This window comes from Bradyrhizobium sp. SRS-191, assembly GCF_024586915.1.
GTDB lineage: Bacteria > Pseudomonadota > Alphaproteobacteria > Rhizobiales > Xanthobacteraceae > Bradyrhizobium.
The window spans coordinates 334344-350604 of sequence record NZ_JANBVS010000007.1; the positions used below are offsets into that span (position 1 = coordinate 334344).

The window sequence follows — 16261 nt, forward strand, 5'->3', positions numbered from 1 at the left end:
TTTGGTTCGGTTCGAAAATGTTGGGCTGCGCTATGGACTGGGGCCGGAGATCCTCCGCGACCTCACATTCGCGATTCCAGCCCATTCCTTCCAGTTTCTGACCGGTCCGTCGGGCGCCGGCAAGACCTCGCTGCTCAAGCTGCTGTTCCTGTCGCTGCGGCCGACCCGCGGGCTGGTCAATCTGTTCGGCTATGACATCTCGCTGCTCAGCAAGGAGGAGATCGCCGATCTGCGCAAGCGCATCGGCATCGTGCTGCAGGACTTCCGTCTGCTCGACCACATGACCACCTATGAGAATGTCGCGCTGCCGTTTCGGGTCATGGGGCGCGACGAGTCGAGCTATCGCAAGGAGGTGATCGATCTCCTGAAATGGGTCGGTCTCGGCGAGCGCATGGATGCGCTGCCGCCGATCCTGTCGGGCGGTGAGAAGCAGCGTGCGGCGATTGCGCGCGCCGTGATCTCGCGGCCGCAACTGCTGCTCGCGGACGAGCCGACCGGCAACGTCGATCCGACCTTGGGGCGCCGCCTGTTGCGGCTGTTCATCGAACTGAACCGCTCGGGGACGGCGGTGATCATCGCAACCCACGACATCACGCTGATGGACCAGTACGAGGCCCGACGGCTGGTGCTGCACCAGGGACGATTGCACATCTATGAGTAGCGTCGACGATCGCGGCCTTCTGGTCGATCTGGGCGAGGACCGCCCGCAACTTCCGGCGCAGGCGCGCATCGTGTCGCCGATCGTGCCGCGCGCCTCGATCGCCGGCCGCGCGCTGGTCGCCGTGGTGGCGATCATGACCTTCCTGGCCTCCATCACCACGGGCGGCGTGCTGCTGGTCAGCGAATCCGCGGCCGAGTGGCAGTCCGAGGTGTCCAGCGAAATCACCGTTCAGGTGCGCCCCAAGACCGGACGCGACCTTGAGCGCGACATCGCATTGGTGACGGAAGCAATGCGGGCGCAGTCCGGCATCGTCGAGGTCCGCCCCTTCACCAAGGACGAATCGAGCAAGCTGCTGGAGCCGTGGCTCGGCAGCGGCCTGTCATTCGACGAGCTTCCGGTGCCGCGCGTCATCATCGCCCGCGTGCAGCCCGGCACCAGCTTCGATCTCAACGCGCTGCGCAACCGGGTGACCCAGGTCGCGCCGACCGCCAGCGTCGACGACCACCGCGCCTGGATCGAGCGCATGCGGTCTATGACCGGGGCGACGCTGTTTGCGGGTTTCGGCATTCTCTTGCTGGTGATCGCGGCAACCATCATCTCGGTGTCGTTCGCGACCCGCGGCGCGATGGCCGCGAACCGGCCGATCGTCGAGGTGCTGCATTTCGTCGGCGCCGGCGACCGCTACATTGCCAATCATTTCCTGCGCCACTTTCTGCAGCTCGGTCTCGAGGGCGGTGTGATCGGCGGCGGCCTGGCGATGCTCGGCTTCGGGTTCTCGGAGTCGATTGCCAATTGGTTCTCAGGCACGCCGGTGGGAGATCAGTTCGCGGCGTTGCTCGGCACCTTCTCGCTGCGCCCGCTCGGTTACATCGCGATCGCGCTGCAGGCCATCGTGATCGCCGCGGTGACCGGCTGGGCCGCCCGCCGTACCCTGTTCGCGACCCTGGCGAGCATCGATTGATGGCGGCTTCTGTCCCCAGCCGTCGCGTTGCGGATTTCACTTGGCCTGAAAACCGCCTAAAATCGTCCGCGCCGGGTTGAGGCAGGACGGGGTGAGCTGGGTCACGAACACGGGGGCGACCGCGCGCCAGAGTAGGCCGCGAGCGAACGTGATCGGGACGCCGGCGAAACCTGTCGGCGTTCCCGGACTTGAACGACGGGAATGCGCGACGGCATGGCGCCGCGCGCAGGCAGGCAGGGATACACAAAGCGTTGCATGGGGCCGAAGACCGACGATAGCCAGCGCAGGGTGCCGCTCACCGTGGTGGCGGGCCGCACGCTTGCGGGCGTGGTTGGCATGCTCGGCCTCGGCTTCTTCGTCGCCGCGGTCGGCTTCGTCGGCTTTCTGTCGCAATTGCGCGGCGCCGAGATCAAGCCCGAGCGCAAGGCGGACGGCATCGTGGTTCTGACCGGTGGCTCGTCGCGGGTGTCGGATGCCGTGGAACTGCTGGCAGGCGGCTATGGCCGGCGGCTGTTGATCTCCGGTGTCCACCCCACCAACGAGGCCAGCGACATCACCCGCTCGTTGCCCGAGGCGCGCTCGTTCATCAATTGCTGCGTCGACCTGGATTATTCCGCGATCAACACCCGCAGCAACGCGGCCCAGGCGCGGCGCTGGGCGGCGGAGCGCGGCTTCAAGTCGCTGATTGTGGTGACGTCGAACTATCACATGCCCCGCGCCATCGTGGAGCTGTCGCACGCGATGCCGAGCATGGACCTCATTCCCTACGCGGTCGTCGGCGAGAAGTGGCGCGACGAGCCGTGGTGGACCAGCGCGCCGACGTTGCGGCTGCTGTTGTCCGAATATGCCAAATACGTTGCTGCCGAGGCGCGGCTGCGGCTGGCCGATCTCGGCATCGATCTGGTGCCCGAGAGCGAGCCGCCGACAGGTGCGATCTCGCGCCGCCCGGCGACGGCTCTGGCCAATTGAACTGGGTTCCTGATGGTTCTGATCTTCCTGCGTTCGCTTGTGTTCAACATCCTGTTCTACCCGAACTTCGTGTTCTGGCTGCTGGTCGCGTTGCCGACCCTGGCCATGCCGCGCGGAGCGCTGCTGCGGGTGGCGAACTGGTGGGCGCAGAGCAACATTTTCCTGATGCGCGTCATCTGCAACATCCGCGTCGAATATCGCGGCGTCGAGAAGATCCCGAAGGGGCCGCTGATCGTCGCCGCCAAGCATCAGTCGATGTGGGAGACGATCTCCCTGCTGCACTTCTTCGATGCGCCGTTCTTCGTGCTCAAGCGCGAGCTGCTGCGCATTCCCCTGTTCGGGCAATATCTGATCAAGGCCAACATGGTCGCGATCGACCGCAGCTCCGGCGCTCGTGCGTTGAAGCAGGTGATGCGGCGCGCGGCCGAAGAGGTGAAGCACGGCCGCCAGTTCGTGATCTTTCCCGAGGGCACGCGGCGCCCTGCGGGCGCGCCGCCGGACTACAAGGGCGGCGTCAGCCTGATTTACGTCGACTGCGGTGTGCCTTGCCTGCCGGTGGCGCTCAATTCGGGTCTGTTCTGGCCACGCCGGACTTTCCTGCGCTATCCGGGCACGCTGGTGGTGGAGTTTCTTGATCCGCTGCCGCCGGGCCTGCCGCGCGACGAGTTCATGACCCGGCTGCAGACCATGATCGAAGACGCGACCGCCCGTCTTGTCACCGCCGGTCAGGCCGAGCAGGCGCAGTTGTTCGGCCGCGTGCCGGTCGAGGTGAAGGCTTGATGCGCGCTATGGCGCATCGCCTGGTGCCGGATCCCGTGCGTGGCCGTCGTCGTGCAGCATCGTCGCCAGTCGATGCAGCTGCGTGTCGCGGAAACCCTGCGCCTCGATCGCCTTCACGGTCGAGATCACGTAGTCGCGATTGGCGCCTGACTGGCCGTGACCTTGCCGGACATGGCGCAACTGCTCCTGCGGCGACAGCCGTCCGGCATATTGCACATGGCCGCGGTCGACCACGTAGACCAGCGCGCTCACCCGTTCGCGCGTGTCGTTCTCCAGCCACACCGAGCGCGTCACCTCGCGATACACCGAGGTCACCTGCTCGCGGGCACGCAGATACGCAATGGTTTCGTCGCGCTTGTCGGCTGCGACGCGAAATGCAATGCCGCGACACGCGCCGCCGCGATCGAGGCCGAGCACGAGACCCGGCTTCTCCGGCGTGCCGCGATGGACGAAAGAATAGACGCACAGTGCGCGATGCTCGCCGATCAGCCGGGCCGGCACCTGCTCGATGGAGTCGAAGCCCGGGCGCCACATCAAGGAGCCATAGCCGAACACCCAGAGGTCGCCATGGGGAAGATCGCGCGGGGAGAGAGTCATTGCGGACATGACAGCGGACGCCTAAGTGTGGTGCTCGCGAATTGTTAATTTATGTACACAATCCGTGATCGTGGAATCGCCAAAATTGCTGCCCAAAGGGTGTCCTGCATGTCTCGTTTGCCGCAAGCGCGCCGCAGGCGCCCGCTCTGGGGGCTCTTCCTTGCCCCAATCCTGCTCCTGATCGCCGCCGTCGCGTGGAGCGCCTTCTGGTTCTTCGCTGCTTCGCAGGTCGATGTCCAGGCCGATGCCTGGCGCGCCCGTGAGGCCAAGGCCGGCCGCGTCTTTGACTGCGCCAAGCGCTCGGTCTCCGGCTTCCCGTTCCGCCTCGAGGTGCGCTGTTCGGATCCGACCGTCGCGCTGTTCTCGCAGGCTGCGGGCACGCCGTTGATGAACGCCAAGCTCGACGAGATCCTGGTCGTCGCACAGGTCTGGGATCCGAAGCGGATCATCGCGGAGTTCAGGGGACCGGCTGTTATTGCCGACGGACGCGGTCCGGCCTCGTTCAATGCGAACTGGAGCGTCGGGCAGGCCAGCGTGCGTGGTCTGCCGGGTCCGCCGCAGCGCGCCGATCTCGTGTTCGAACAGCCGACCATCGATCGCATCGAGGGCAACGCTGCCGTGCCGGCCGCGCGCGCCGATCACGCCGAATTGCATGGCCGTCTCGCCGAGGGCACGCCGCCCGATCAACCCGTGCTGGAGACGGCGCTGCAGATTGCGAACGGCAGCATCCAGGGCGCTCATCCGCTGCTTGCTGAGCCGTTCAATGCCGACATTCAGGGCCGCGTCACGGGGCTCAAGGATTTCCGCCCCAAGCCTTGGCCGGAGCGGTTTCGTGAGATCCAGGCGGCGGGCGGTCATGTCGAGATCGTCCAGGCGCGCATCCAACAGGGCGAACTGCTCGCCATCGCTGCGGGCACGCTCACCTTGACCGCCAATGGTAACATCGATGGCGAGGTGCAGATGACGGTGGCCGGCATCGAAAAGGTCATTCCGGCACTCGGCCTGGACAAGATGCTGGAGAACGGCGTGCCGCAGGGGACGCTCGATCGCGTGGCGCCGGGGGTGAAATCGCAGGACGTCAACAATCTGCTCGGTGCGCTCGACCGCGCCATTCCCGGCCTCGGCAAGGTCGTGAAGCAGAACGCCAATGTCGGCGTGGCTTTCGGCATCAATGCGCTCGGCAAGGAAACAACGCTCGAGGGACGCAAGGCGCGGACCTTTCCCTTGCGCTTCTCGGATGGCGCCGTGGTGCTCGGTCCGTTCAAGGTTGCCCGCGTTCCTCCGCTGTTCTGAGCTCAGGGCTTCTTGAGCTGCGGCAGCGGCCGGCCAAAATCCGGTGCCGCCGAATCCTGGCCGATGTCGACGATGCCGCGGCGGATCGCACGGGTGCGGGTGAAGTGATCGAACAGCGCATCACCGTCGCCGCGCCGGATCGCGCGTGTCAGTTTCGACAAATCCTCGGTGAAGGTGCCGAGCATGTCGAGCACGGCATCCTTGTTGCTCAGGAAGATGTCGCGCCACATCGTCGGATCGGACGCCGCAATGCGGGTGAAATCGCGGAAACCGCCGGCGGAGAACTTGATGACCTCGGATTCCGTCACCTGCGCCAGCTCGTCGGCGGTGCCGACGATGGTGTAGGCGATCAGATGCGGCAGATGGCTGGTGATCGCGAGCACGCGGTCGTGATGATCCGGCGTCATGATCTCGACCTTGGCGCCGAGCGCCGCCCAGAACGCACGGAGATGATCGATCGCGCCGGCATCGACGCCGTCGGGCGGCGTCAGGATGCACCAGCGGTTTATGAAGAGCTCGGCGAAGCCGGAATCGGGACCTGAATTCTCGGTACCGGCCACCGGGTGCGCCGGGACGAAGTGGACATTGGCCGGGAGGTGCGGAGCCATGTCGCGGACGATCGCGCCCTTCACCGAGCCGACGTCGGAAACGACGGCGCCGGGCTTGAGATGCGGCGCGATCTCGGCTGCGACAGGACCGCAGGCGCCGACGGGAATGCAGAGGATGACGAGATCGGCATCCTTGACCGCGTCCGCATTGCTCGCGACAACATGGTCGACAATGCCGAGCTCCGCGACGCGGGCGCGCGTCTTCTCGGAACGTGCCGTGGTGACGATCTCGCCGGCCACGCCCTGCTGCCGCGCCGCGCGTGCAATCGAGCCGCCGATCAGGCCGAAGCCGATCAGCGCGATGCGTTCGAATCTTCCTGCGACGCTCACTTCGGCCTCATGAATTCGCTCAAAGCCTCGACCACCAGACGGTTGGCCTCTTCGGTGCCGATGGTCATGCGCAGCGCATGCGGCAGCTTGTAGTTGGCGACCGCACGCAGCACGAGGCCGCGTCGCGTCAGGAATTCGTCGGCTTCGATCGCCGTCCTGCCCTTCTCGGTCGGGAAGTGGATCAGCAGGAAGTTGGTCACGCTGGGCGTCACCTTCAGTCCGAGCTTGCCGATCTCCTCGGTCAGCCAGTTGCGCCACGTTTCCGTGTGCGTCTTCGACATCTGCTGATGCGCGGTGTCCTCGATCGCCGCCACCGCCGCAAGCATCGCGGGCGAAGAGACGTTGAAAGGTCCGCGGATGCGGTTGATCGCATCGACGATGTGCGCCGGGCCGAACATCCAGCCGACGCGGAGTGCGGCAAGGCCGTGGATCTTGGAGAAGGTGTGCGTGACCACGGTGTTCTCGGTGGTCGCGACCAGCTCGATCCCGAACTGATAGTCGTTCCGCGAGACGTAGTCGGCATAGGCGGCATCGAGCACCAGCACGACGTGGGAGGGCAGGCCGGCTCGCAGCCGTTTGACCTCGTCGAACGGGATGTAGGTGCCGGTCGGATTGTTCGGGTTGGCGAGCCAGACCAGCTTCGTCCGCGGCGTCACCGCGGCCAGGATCGCATCGACGTCAGTGCGGTACTCGGTCTCGGCGGCGACGACGTTCTTGGCGCCGCATGCCATGGTGGCGATCGGATAGACGAGAAAGCCATGCGCGGTCGAAATGGCCTCATCGCCCTCGCGCAGAAACGTGTGCGCCAGCAGATTGAGGATCTCATCGGAGCCGGCTCCGCAGACGATGCGGTCGGGATCGAGGCCGTAGGTGCGGCCGATCGCCTCGCGCAGCACCCGCGAGGTGCCTTCCGGATAATCCTCGAGATGATCAGCCGCGCTCTTGAAGGCGTCGATCGCCTTCGGCGACGGGCCGAACGGGGTCTCGTTGGCCGAGAGCTTGAACACCTTGCGGCCCGGCTCCGGCTTCGGGCTCTTGCCGGGCGTGTAGGGCGCGATGTCTGATATGCCGGGGTTCGGCACGGGGCGGTTCATCGTCAACTCCGGAAAATCGTCACTGGCGCGCGGCGTCTCAGTTGGGAACCGTATAGCGTTTGGCATGGCCGCCGACGAGGGCCGCGGAGCGCACCGAGGCGCCCGCCGCGATCAGGGCCGCCTTGATCTTGTCGAGGTCCGACGGCGCCTCGATCGAGACCAGCAGGGCGGCGCTGTCGAAGGCGGTATCCGGCACCGCGACGACGTCGGCGAGGGGGGACAGCGCGCGCGACACCTGGGCATTCCATCCGGAGACACGGACGCTCCAGGTCTCGACCTCCAGCACCAGCGCGTCGTCGGCAACACGCGACACCGCGAACACCGGCAGCGCGGCCGGATGGTCGGCGCGCTCGATGAAGGGCATGCGCGCGATGATCTTCGGCGCGCCCACAGGCTCCAGCGTGATCCACCATGGCGTATGGCCCGAGGTCGTCGACACCAGCGCCAGATCGCCCTTCGAGCGCGCCACCGCTTCGACCGCGGCCTGGGCGCTGAAATGGGCGACGTAGGGCACTAGGAATCCGAAGTGGAACCTTGCGGAATCGCGCATCGCGGACTCGCCGACCGACACGTCGGCGTGCACCGAGAATGGCGCCTGCACATAAGTGAAGGTCGAGACGATCACCCGCCAGATGCCCTCGACGGTGTCGAGCGGCAGGATGCCGCGATGTCGCTGCACCAGGCGGCGCATCATGTCGGCCTCACGCGCCGGGCGGAACGCCGAACCGACCTCCTGGGTCTTCTTGACCTTGATCAGCCGGTCGATGATGTCGGCCCTGTTCATCAGCAGCTGATGCACCTGCTCGTCGATCGCGTCGATCTCCTTGCGCAGATCGGCCAGGGAGGGCGGGGCAGGGGGCGGGTTCGACATGGGCGTGGTCACTCTGCGCGGGCCACGTCTTGACGCGCGGCCGACTGGAACGGCTGTCGTTCTCTCCGATGCCGGGAGCCTGCGCAACAGCAAGTTTACCTTGTGCTGCCTAGGCTTGGCTGGAATGCAGCCTGGATTGGACCCTTGGAGCGCCCGGTCGGCGGTCAACCCCAGCTTGCCTTGACGGGGAGCGCCCGCGGGACTAGTTTCTGCCCGTTCCGTGGTCATTTGAGCCGGCCGGCTTGCAGCCACGTTAAAAAACTCGCTAAACAGGCCGGGGACGTTATCGATCCCGGCCGAACCCCAGTTCAGGCCGGGTTTTTCATGGCCTGATATGTCACGTGGTTCGGGAGCCCTGGCCGGGAGGTCGGGGTGAGAGACATGACAGGCCTGACGCCGAAATCCACATCCGTGCTGCGCACGGTTGCGCCCCAGGAACGTTCCGAGGAGCATTCGCACGAGGTCGATCATCCGAGCTCGCTGGTCGCGCAGTTCGGCGCCGACAAGCCGCTCAAGCTCGATTGCGGCGTCGATCTCGCGCCGTTCCAGATCGCCTACCAGACTTATGGCGAGCTCAACGCCGACAAGTCCAACGCCGTGCTGATCTGCCACGCCCTGACCGGCGACCAGCACGTCGCCAACCGACATCCGGTGACCGGCAAGCCCGGCTGGTGGGAGACGCTGGTCGGTCCCGGACGGCCGCTCGATCCCGCGCGCTATTTCATCATCTGCTCGAACGTGATCGGCGGCTGCATGGGCTCGACCGGTCCGGCCTCGCTGAACCCCGCGACCGGCAAGGTCTGGGGCCTCGATTTTCCGATCATCACCATCCCCGACATGGTGCGCGCGCAGGCGATGCTGATCGATCATCTCGGCATCGATACGCTGTTCGCCGTCGTCGGCGGCTCGATGGGCGGCATGCAGGCGCTGCAATGGACGGTGGCCTATCCGCAGCGCGTCTTCGCCAATCTCGCGATCGCCTGCGCGACGCGGCATTCGGCGCAGAACATCGCCTTCCACGAACTCGGCCGCCAGGCCGTGATGGCCGATCCCGAATGGGATCACGGCTGCTATGCCGACAAGGGCACGCATCCGCATCGCGGCCTCGCCGTGGCGCGGATGGCCGCGCACATCACCTATCTGTCGGACGCCGCGCTGCATCGCAAGTTCGGCCGTCGCATGCAGGACCGCGAGCTGCCGACCTTCTCGTTCGACGCCGATTTCCAGGTCGAGAGCTATCTGCGCTACCAGGGCTCGTCCTTCGTCGAGCGCTTCGACGCCAACTCCTATCTCTATCTGACGCGCGCGATGGATTACTTCGACATCGCCGGCGACCATGACGGCGTGCTGGCGGCGGCGTTCCGCGGCATCCAGACCCGGTTCTGCGTGGTGTCGTTCACCAGCGACTGGCTGTTCCCGACCTCGGAATCGCGGGCGCTGGTGCATGCGCTCAACGCCTCCAGCGCGCGGGTGTCGTTCGCGGAGATCGAGACCGACCGGGGGCACGACGCATTCCTGCTCGACGTGCCCGAGTTCTTCGAGATCGCCAGCGCCTTCCTCGATTCCGCGGGCAAGGCGCGCGGCCTCAAGACTGTGACGGGAGTCTGAGCCATGAGCCTGCAAGGGGTGCTGCCGCTGAACGGCTTGTCCGGCGGCGAGGTGCTGGCCTATCGGCCGGATCATCTGCTGATCGCGGGCATGGTCGATCGCGGCTCCAAGGTGCTCGACATCGGGTGCGGCGACGGCGACCTGCTGCAATTGCTGGAGAGTCGCGGCATCGACGGCCGCGGCATCGAGCTGTCGCGCGAGGGCGTCAACCATTGCGTCGCCAAGGGTCTCGCCGTGGTGCAGGGCGATGCCGACACCGATCTCGTCGACTATCCCGACGATGCCTTCGACTACGTGATCCTGTCGCAGACGCTGCAGGCGACGCGCCGGCCCAAGGACGTGCTGGAAAATCTCCTGCGCATCGGCCGCCGCGCCATCGTCACCTTCCCGAATTTCGGCTTCTGGCGGCTGCGCCTGCAGCTGCTCGTCGGCGGCCACATGCCGCGCACCGACAACCTGCCCTTCACTTGGTACGACACGCCGAACATCCATTTCTGCACCATCAAGGACTTCGTGCAGCTCTGCGACGAGATCGGCGTGAAGATGGAACGCGCGGTGGCGCTCGACAGCGACGGCCGTCCCTTGCGCGTCGCGATGCCCTGGTGGTTCTGGAACATGTTCGGCGAGCAGGGCGTGTTCCTGCTGAGTCGGGGTGAGCGGCGGTAGGGGTAGAGGACCACTGCAGCCCCGGGCCGCTGCCGACGTTGGACTCTCGCTCTCTTCACCGTCATGGCCGGGCCTGTCCCGGCCATCCACGTCGTTCGGCATCCTGAGAGCCACGTGGATGCCCGGGACAAGCCCGGGCATGACGAGTAACACAATGCGCATCGGTCGTAGGGCGAGTGATGGTTGATGGTCCTTTCGGTCGTCATGGTCGGGCTTGTCCCGGCCATCCACGTCTTGCAATATGGCGCCATGGCGGGTGGCTACGTGTATTTCATGAGCAATCGTCCCAATGGCACGCTGTATGTCGGCGTGACTAACAACCTCGTGCAACGCGTCTATCAGCATCGATGTGGTGTGGTCGACGGCTTCACCAAGCGATATGGCTTGAAGCGGCTGGTCTACTTCGAGGTCTTCGGCGACATCCAAAGCGCCATCCAGCGCGAGCACAACATCAAGCATTGGTCCCGCGCGTGGAAGGTCGGGCTGATCGTTGCAAGCAATCCCGACTGGGACGATCTCTACGACACGATCGCAATGTAGAGATCGCGTATGCCGAGTGACGTGGATGGCCGGGACAAGCCCGGCCATGACGAGCTTGGAGTTGGCGGTTTTCACTATTTCAAAGAGCGTTAGCCTGAGACGTGGGACGTCGTCCCCGCGGCACATTCGCGCCCGGGCTCCGCATCGATCATAGCCCCTCGAAAACGCAGAGGCGCAGGGAAGGCCGGATGCTGGCCGCACCCATGGCCCGCCTGCGGAAAAAATGCAGGCGGCAGGTACCACAGGTACGAGCCGGAACACCCGGCCTTCCCTGCGCGATGGCTGTACGGCTGCTTCGCGTTCTCCCCGGTGCGCCGGGCTTTTTGGCCACCGTTGCCTGCGCGACGCGTTCAGCGTCCTCGCAAGCGTGATACCAGCTTCGGGGTATCAGGACCGCGCGACTTGACCGTGCGTGCCGGAATTGTTCGTCCGCGCGAGCGAACTCACGCGCAACCCGACACGCCCACCGCATCCCACCTCAGCGTTCGTGACGACCGCGATACGCCCCTCGTGCTGCGAGGCGGGACGGGCGGAAAGTTGCGCCTGATTTGCCCGACGGTGCAAGTGTGCAGCGTGCGGCAAACTAACACGACGGGCAGTTTACGCATGAAGGTCATGCGCAAACTGCCCGTCGTGCAGAGTGATTTGCATGGACGACTGACGTTGCCGCGTCGTTGACCCGCCTCAAGCTCTCAACCGTCGATCTGTTTATGATGTCGCGCACACGGCGTCCGTGAGGGCTGGTGAGATGCGTATCCTGTTGTCCGAAGGATCAGGCCTGACCTCCCGCCAAGTGGCCGGGCGGCTCGGTGCGCTCGGTCATGAGGTTGAAATCCTCTCCTCGACACGCATCTGCCTGTCGCGCTTCACGCGCCACGTACAAGCCGTCTACGCGGTACCACGGTTCGGGCGCGGGCCTTTCGAATGGCTCGCAACGGCCGAGCGCATTGCAGCCGAGCGCAAGGTCGATCTGTTGTTCCCGACCCAGGAGCAGGTGACGGTGCTCTCGGCACGGCTGCCGCAGCTTCGCGTCGCGACCATCGTGCCGCCGTTCAAAAGTCTCGTGCGGGTGCAGGACAAGATTTCTGCCTTTCGGACGCTCGAAGCCGCCGGCGTTCCGCAGCCGCCCACGACTTTGATTTCGCGTGCCGAGGATCTGCGTGGCATCACCGCATTTCCGGTCTTCCTCAAGCATCCCGTGAGCACGGCAAGTTCGGGTGTCAGGCGGGCGCGGAGCACCGACGAGCTCGAAGCGGCGGCGGAGGAGCTCGGCGTCGGCCGATCGGAGCTGATCGCGCAGGCTCAGGTGGCCGGTCCGCTTGCGATGGTGCAGGCGGTCGCCGACCGTGGCCGGCTGATCGCGCATCACGCCTGTGTGCGCCTGCGCGAGGGCGTCGGCGGCGGCGCCTCGCTGAAGGAAAGCATCGTGCTGCCGACGCTGGCGGAGATGCTGGCCCGACTGGTCGGCGCGCTCGATTGGCACGGCGGCCTCTCGATGGACGTGATCATCGGAGACGGCGGGCCTGTCATCATCGACGTCAATCCGCGGCTGGTGGAACCGGCAAACGCGTTGGCCGCGGGCGTCGATCTCGTCGGTGCGATGCTCGATGCGGCCGCCGGCGCGCAGGCTCCCGAACAGCCGGCAGGCGTGGCCGGCGTGCGCACGCGCCAGACGCTGCTTGCGATCCTCGGCGCCGCCCAGCACAGCGGATCGCGACGAGCGGTGCTGCGCGAAGCCGTCGCTGCGACCTTCGCCCGTGGCGATTATGCGGGGTCGACGGAAGAGCTGACGCCGGTTGCGGGCGATCCGCTGGCGGTGATCCCGGTCCTTGCCGCGCTGGGGGCCTCGCTGGTCCGCCCGTCGCTCTGGAGGAGTTTCCACGCAGGCGCCGTCGGTCCCTACGCGGTCACACCGGAGGCGTGGGCACAGATCCTTGCCACGGCCGCGTGATGGCATCGCGTACCGGGTTCGGGCAGAATGGAGCGACCGCTGTCGACATGTCGGAGACGCCTCGATGAAATCCTTCCGCAAGGAGCTGTGGTTCGACATCCCGAACCGGCGCGCCTTCATCAACATCACTGGTGAGGTCGAGGCGGCGCTGCGTGAGAGCGGCGTGCGCGAGGGGCTGGTGCTGGTCAATGCCATGCACATCACGGCGTCGGTGTTCATCAATGACGACGAGAGCGGATTGCATCATGACTATGAGCAGTGGCTGGAGAAGCTGGCGCCGCACGAGCCGGTCTCAGGCTATCGCCACAACCGCACCGGCGAGGACAATGCCGACGCCCACATGAAGCGTCAGGTCATGGGCCGCGAGGTCGTGGTCGCGATCACCGGCGGCAAGCTCGACTTCGGTCCGTGGGAGCAGATCTTCTACGGCGAGTTCGACGGCGGCCGGCGCAAGCGGGCGCTGATCAAGATCATCGGGGAGTAGGATGACGCCGTAGCGATGTCGGATGGCCGAAGATCGAGAGGCCGTCATTGCGAGGAGCGCAAGCGACGAAGCAATCCAGGGGCCGGTCGTGTAGTCTTTCCGTGTGGCCCTGGATCGCTTCGCTGCGCTCGCGATGACGGAGAGCGGAGCTACACCCTCCGCCCTCATACCCACGCAGGCGGGCATCCAGTACGAAGCGGCGTCTCCGTGACTCACGGCCAGCTCGGAATCCTGGATCGCGCGGTCAAGCCGGGCGATGACAGCTCCGGTCCCGGCAGTCGAACGCCGTGGCCACGTCCCTAGCGACGCGACGGTCCGGCGCTTTGTCAGCTTGCCAAGCGCCAGTGTGGCGGACGCTGCGGGCGGCGCAGAGACACCTGGCTTCATTGTCACGATGGGTCTCGTGTCCCGCCGGGGTTGATCTCCTGCGCGATGGCAAAATGGTTCGGGCCATCGGTCCCGCGACGGAATCCGAGTTCGATCAGCAGCAGGATCTGTCCCACCAAGGGCATCAGGCCGATCAGCTGATACCAACCCGAGCGACCGCGGTCGTGGCAGCGCTTGGCGCCGATCGCCAGGGCCGGCCACAGAGTCAGGAGGAAGAGGACGAGCAGGGCTTCGTTGAACGCGAGCGGTGGCACGACAGTGACAACCATAAGGAACGTCAACGTGAAGGGCAGGATCAGGCCGAGCCAGTAAGCGGACCGGCTGATCCGTCCATGGAAGGAAAATAGGAAGCGAAGCATTCGCATGACCCTTGCCAGACGGTGCCGAACGCAGCGTCATCGCACATGCGCGATGAGCACGCCGTCGCTATGCCACCATCGACCGGGGATCCCGCGCTCCCCACCGCCCGGCCTCGACCAGTGCGATGAAACGCTCGACCGCTTCGTTGAATAGCGCCGGCTCCTCCAAATTCAACACATGACCGGACTTCGGGAAGAACGTCAGCCCCGACGCCGGCAGTTGCTTCTTCAGGAACAGGCTCGGTTCGATGCAGGCGTCGTCCTCGTCGCCGCAGATTATAAGTGCCGGCGTCGTCACGCGGCGGATGGCGTCGGTCATGGTGTAGATCGACGGCCTGCCGCCCTGGAAGCCGCGCATGGTGTTGGCCGAGCCCTTGGCGTCATGGCGGGCGAGGGCGGCGTAGAAGTCGGCGTGGCCGCGCGGGTCCTTGACCAGGAAGGGGATGCGGCCGGGCGCTTCGCGGGTGACCTTGGTGGTTTCGGCCGAGCCAAGCGTCTCGAACTGCTCGGCGGTGGCGCGGCACTGGGCGCGGAAGGCCTCGAGCTGCGCGAGGTCGGAGCCCGAGCCGACGCCGGCCAGCAGCATCGAGCGGATACGGCTCGGGGCGTTCAGCGCCACCTGCAGCGAGGAGTAGGAGCCCATCGACAGGCCGACGAAGTGCGCGGCTTCGATGCCGAGGTGATCGAGCACGGCCAGCGCATCGGTGTAGAAATGCACGTAGCTGTAGACGTCAGGCGAGGCCGGCACGTCCGAGGGCGTATAGCCGCGGGCGGAGTAGGCGATGCAGCGGTGACGGCGCGCGAAATAGCGCAGCTGCGGCTCCCAATTGGTGTGGTCGGCGGCGAACTCGTGCAGGAAGAGGAGCGGCGTGCCGGCGCCGACCTCCTCGAAATACAGGCGAACACCGTCTTTCGCCGTTGCGTGGGGCATCGTCAGCTCCTCCCGTGTCGCGTGCCTGATGATGACTTGTCGCGTGAGGCGCGACAATGACGTGCTCATCAGCCTTGTTTTCGCCGCAGGATAGACTCGGAATCACCCTCGCGTCGCCGGTCTTTTGCCGCCGATGGTCATGGTTTCGTCACACCGCGACTTTTTACGGACCCCGCTGGCGGCTTGCAGAGGGGCCGCGCTGAGGATCAGGGGGTGCCAAGTCAAGGTACTGGGGGAAGTAACAGAAGGAATGAGTATGGTTGTGTCTACCCTTCGCCGGTCGCTTCACATCGTTGCGTTGACCATGGGCACGGCAGCGATTGCCGCCACCGCAACACCGGCTTCGGCCCGTCCGCATCACGGCTCCGGGCATCATGCCCACCGCAGCCACGGCGGCCATCACGACGCTAGGAATCATCATCACCGTCGTTCGTTCGCACGGCAGTCGCGCTGGGAGCGCGGCGTGGCGCGGATGCAGGTCGAGGGCGTCGCCGACGCGCAGGCCAGCCTCATGATGCCGGGCACGGCGTCCGAGGGCATGGCGATGTCCGGCGGCTACGGCGGCGACAGCAGCGTCGTCTCCGCGGCGCGCAGCTTCATCGGCGGCGGCAATCCGACCGGACGGCGTAGCCTGTGGTGCGCGCGCTTCATGAACATGGTGCTGGAGCGCACCGGCCATCGCGGCACGGGCTCCGACATGGCGCGCTCGTTCGCGAGCTACGGCCAGCGCGTCTCCGGCCCGCAGGTCGGCGCCATTGCCGTCATGAGCCGCCGCGGCGGCGGTCACGTCGGTGTGGTCTCGGGCGTCGATGCCCAGGGCAATCCGATCGTCATCTCCGGCAACAATGGCAACCGCGTGCGTGAGAGCGCCGTGTCGCGCGGCCGCGTGTATGCGTATGTGATGCCGAACTGATCAGGTCGGCGTTTGCAGATGAGGGGCACTGCCCGCGTGGCTGCCCCTCACCCCGACCCTCTCCCCGTGAAGAACGGGGAGAGGGGGCGCACTGTCGGCGTGGAAGATAGCCGGATCAAACGTCGTTCAAGATCAGAACGTGGATCGCCCTCAAGGCTGAGAAGAATGAGTTGCGGCGGCATCATGCGGCGACGGTGGCTTGCTCCTCGCGTTTCGAAGCGAGCCATCTCGGCGCGGCCGGTGCAACCTCTCCCCGCT

Annotated in this window: 17 protein-coding genes and 1 riboswitch; of the genes, 11 read left to right on the forward strand and 6 right to left on the reverse strand. The window is 65.9% G+C overall.

The window, feature by feature from the left end; translation table 11 throughout:
- The first annotated feature begins 1 nt into the window (after position 1).
- The 4 genes from ftsE (at position 2) to NLR35_RS15840 (ending at position 3371) form a co-directional block, all read left to right on the forward strand.
- Positions 2-661, forward strand: coding sequence for a cell division ATP-binding protein FtsE (ftsE, locus tag NLR35_RS15825; RefSeq protein WP_009025800.1), 660 nt, complete (start codon positions 2-4; stop codon positions 659-661).
- Positions 654-1622 (forward strand): ABC transporter permease, encoded by a 969-nt coding sequence (locus NLR35_RS15830; protein WP_257167444.1) that lies wholly within the window; start codon positions 654-656, stop codon positions 1620-1622. Before ftsE ends, NLR35_RS15830 begins: the two co-directional genes overlap by 8 nt.
- Positions 1623-1877: 255 nt before the next feature.
- On the forward strand, positions 1878-2591 hold the full coding sequence (locus tag NLR35_RS15835; RefSeq protein WP_374940821.1) for a YdcF family protein: 714 nt from the start codon (positions 1878-1880) through the stop codon (positions 2589-2591).
- A 12-nt stretch (positions 2592-2603) separates the two neighbouring features.
- Positions 2604-3371: a 1-acyl-sn-glycerol-3-phosphate acyltransferase gene (locus NLR35_RS15840; RefSeq protein ID WP_257167445.1), complete on the forward strand. Its 768-nt coding sequence runs from the start codon at positions 2604-2606 to the stop codon at positions 3369-3371.
- Positions 3372-3377: 6 nt separating this feature from the next.
- Here the strand turns inward: NLR35_RS15840 and NLR35_RS15845 are convergent, their stop codons facing one another.
- Complete coding sequence (locus tag NLR35_RS15845) at positions 3378-3977, reverse strand: gamma-glutamylcyclotransferase (protein ID WP_374940822.1); 600 nt, start codon at positions 3975-3977, stop codon at positions 3378-3380.
- A 99-nt stretch (positions 3978-4076) separates the two neighbouring features.
- On the opposite strand from NLR35_RS15845, the gene NLR35_RS15850 reads away from it, so the two are divergent.
- Positions 4077-5261 carry a DUF2125 domain-containing protein gene (locus NLR35_RS15850; RefSeq protein ID WP_257167446.1) on the forward strand — a complete coding sequence of 395 codons (1185 nt, stop codon included), beginning with the start codon at positions 4077-4079 and terminating at the stop codon, positions 5259-5261.
- 2 nt (positions 5262-5263) lie between these two features.
- On the opposite strand, the gene NLR35_RS15855 is transcribed toward NLR35_RS15850, so the two are convergent.
- The 3 genes from NLR35_RS15855 to NLR35_RS15865 are packed head-to-tail and all read right to left on the reverse strand — an operon-like array spanning position 5264 to position 8164.
- The gene (locus NLR35_RS15855; RefSeq protein WP_257167447.1) at positions 5264-6199 is read right to left on the reverse strand and encodes a prephenate/arogenate dehydrogenase family protein; all 936 of its coding nucleotides are present in this window, start codon (positions 6197-6199) and stop codon (positions 5264-5266) included.
- A complete protein-coding gene (gene hisC, locus NLR35_RS15860; RefSeq protein WP_257167448.1) occupies positions 6196-7293 on the reverse strand; it encodes a histidinol-phosphate transaminase in 1098 nt (365 codons plus the stop codon). The genes NLR35_RS15855 and hisC overlap by 4 nt, the downstream gene beginning before the upstream one ends.
- Positions 7294-7330: 37 nt before the next feature.
- A complete protein-coding gene (locus tag NLR35_RS15865) occupies positions 7331-8164 on the reverse strand; it encodes a chorismate mutase (RefSeq protein ID WP_257167449.1) in 834 nt (277 codons plus the stop codon).
- A 210-nt stretch (positions 8165-8374) separates the two neighbouring features.
- Positions 8375-8454: riboswitch (SAM riboswitch) on the forward strand.
- An 82-nt stretch (positions 8455-8536) separates the two neighbouring features.
- On the opposite strand from NLR35_RS15865, the gene NLR35_RS15870 reads away from it, so the two are divergent.
- From NLR35_RS15870 to NLR35_RS15890, 5 genes are all read left to right on the forward strand, one after another.
- Positions 8537-9772 (forward strand): homoserine O-acetyltransferase, encoded by a 1236-nt coding sequence (locus NLR35_RS15870; protein WP_374940823.1) that lies wholly within the window; start codon positions 8537-8539, stop codon positions 9770-9772.
- A gap of 3 nt (positions 9773-9775) precedes the next feature.
- Positions 9776-10438, forward strand: coding sequence for a methionine biosynthesis protein MetW (gene metW / locus NLR35_RS15875; RefSeq protein ID WP_257167451.1), 663 nt, complete (start codon positions 9776-9778; stop codon positions 10436-10438).
- Positions 10439-10642: 204 nt separating this feature from the next.
- Positions 10643-10978 carry a GIY-YIG nuclease family protein gene (locus NLR35_RS15880; RefSeq protein ID WP_257167482.1) on the forward strand — a complete coding sequence of 112 codons (336 nt, stop codon included), beginning with the start codon at positions 10643-10645 and terminating at the stop codon, positions 10976-10978.
- 748 nt (positions 10979-11726) lie between these two features.
- Positions 11727-12929 (forward strand): ATP-grasp domain-containing protein, encoded by a 1203-nt coding sequence (locus NLR35_RS15885; RefSeq protein ID WP_257167452.1) that lies wholly within the window; start codon positions 11727-11729, stop codon positions 12927-12929.
- A 64-nt stretch (positions 12930-12993) separates the two neighbouring features.
- Positions 12994-13413: a secondary thiamine-phosphate synthase enzyme YjbQ gene (locus NLR35_RS15890; RefSeq protein WP_257167453.1), complete on the forward strand. Its 420-nt coding sequence runs from the start codon at positions 12994-12996 to the stop codon at positions 13411-13413.
- Between the two features lie 389 nt (positions 13414-13802).
- On the opposite strand, the gene NLR35_RS15895 is transcribed toward NLR35_RS15890, so the two are convergent.
- On the reverse strand, positions 13803-14159 hold the full coding sequence (locus NLR35_RS15895) for a DUF805 domain-containing protein (RefSeq protein ID WP_257167454.1): 357 nt from the start codon (positions 14157-14159) through the stop codon (positions 13803-13805).
- A 67-nt stretch (positions 14160-14226) separates the two neighbouring features.
- Positions 14227-15090: an alpha/beta fold hydrolase gene (locus NLR35_RS15900; protein WP_257167455.1), complete on the reverse strand. Its 864-nt coding sequence runs from the start codon at positions 15088-15090 to the stop codon at positions 14227-14229.
- Between the two features lie 256 nt (positions 15091-15346).
- On the opposite strand from NLR35_RS15900, the gene NLR35_RS15905 reads away from it, so the two are divergent.
- A complete protein-coding gene (locus tag NLR35_RS15905) occupies positions 15347-16003 on the forward strand; it encodes a TIGR02594 family protein (RefSeq protein WP_257167456.1) in 657 nt (218 codons plus the stop codon).
- Positions 16004-16261: the final 258 nt, after the last annotated feature.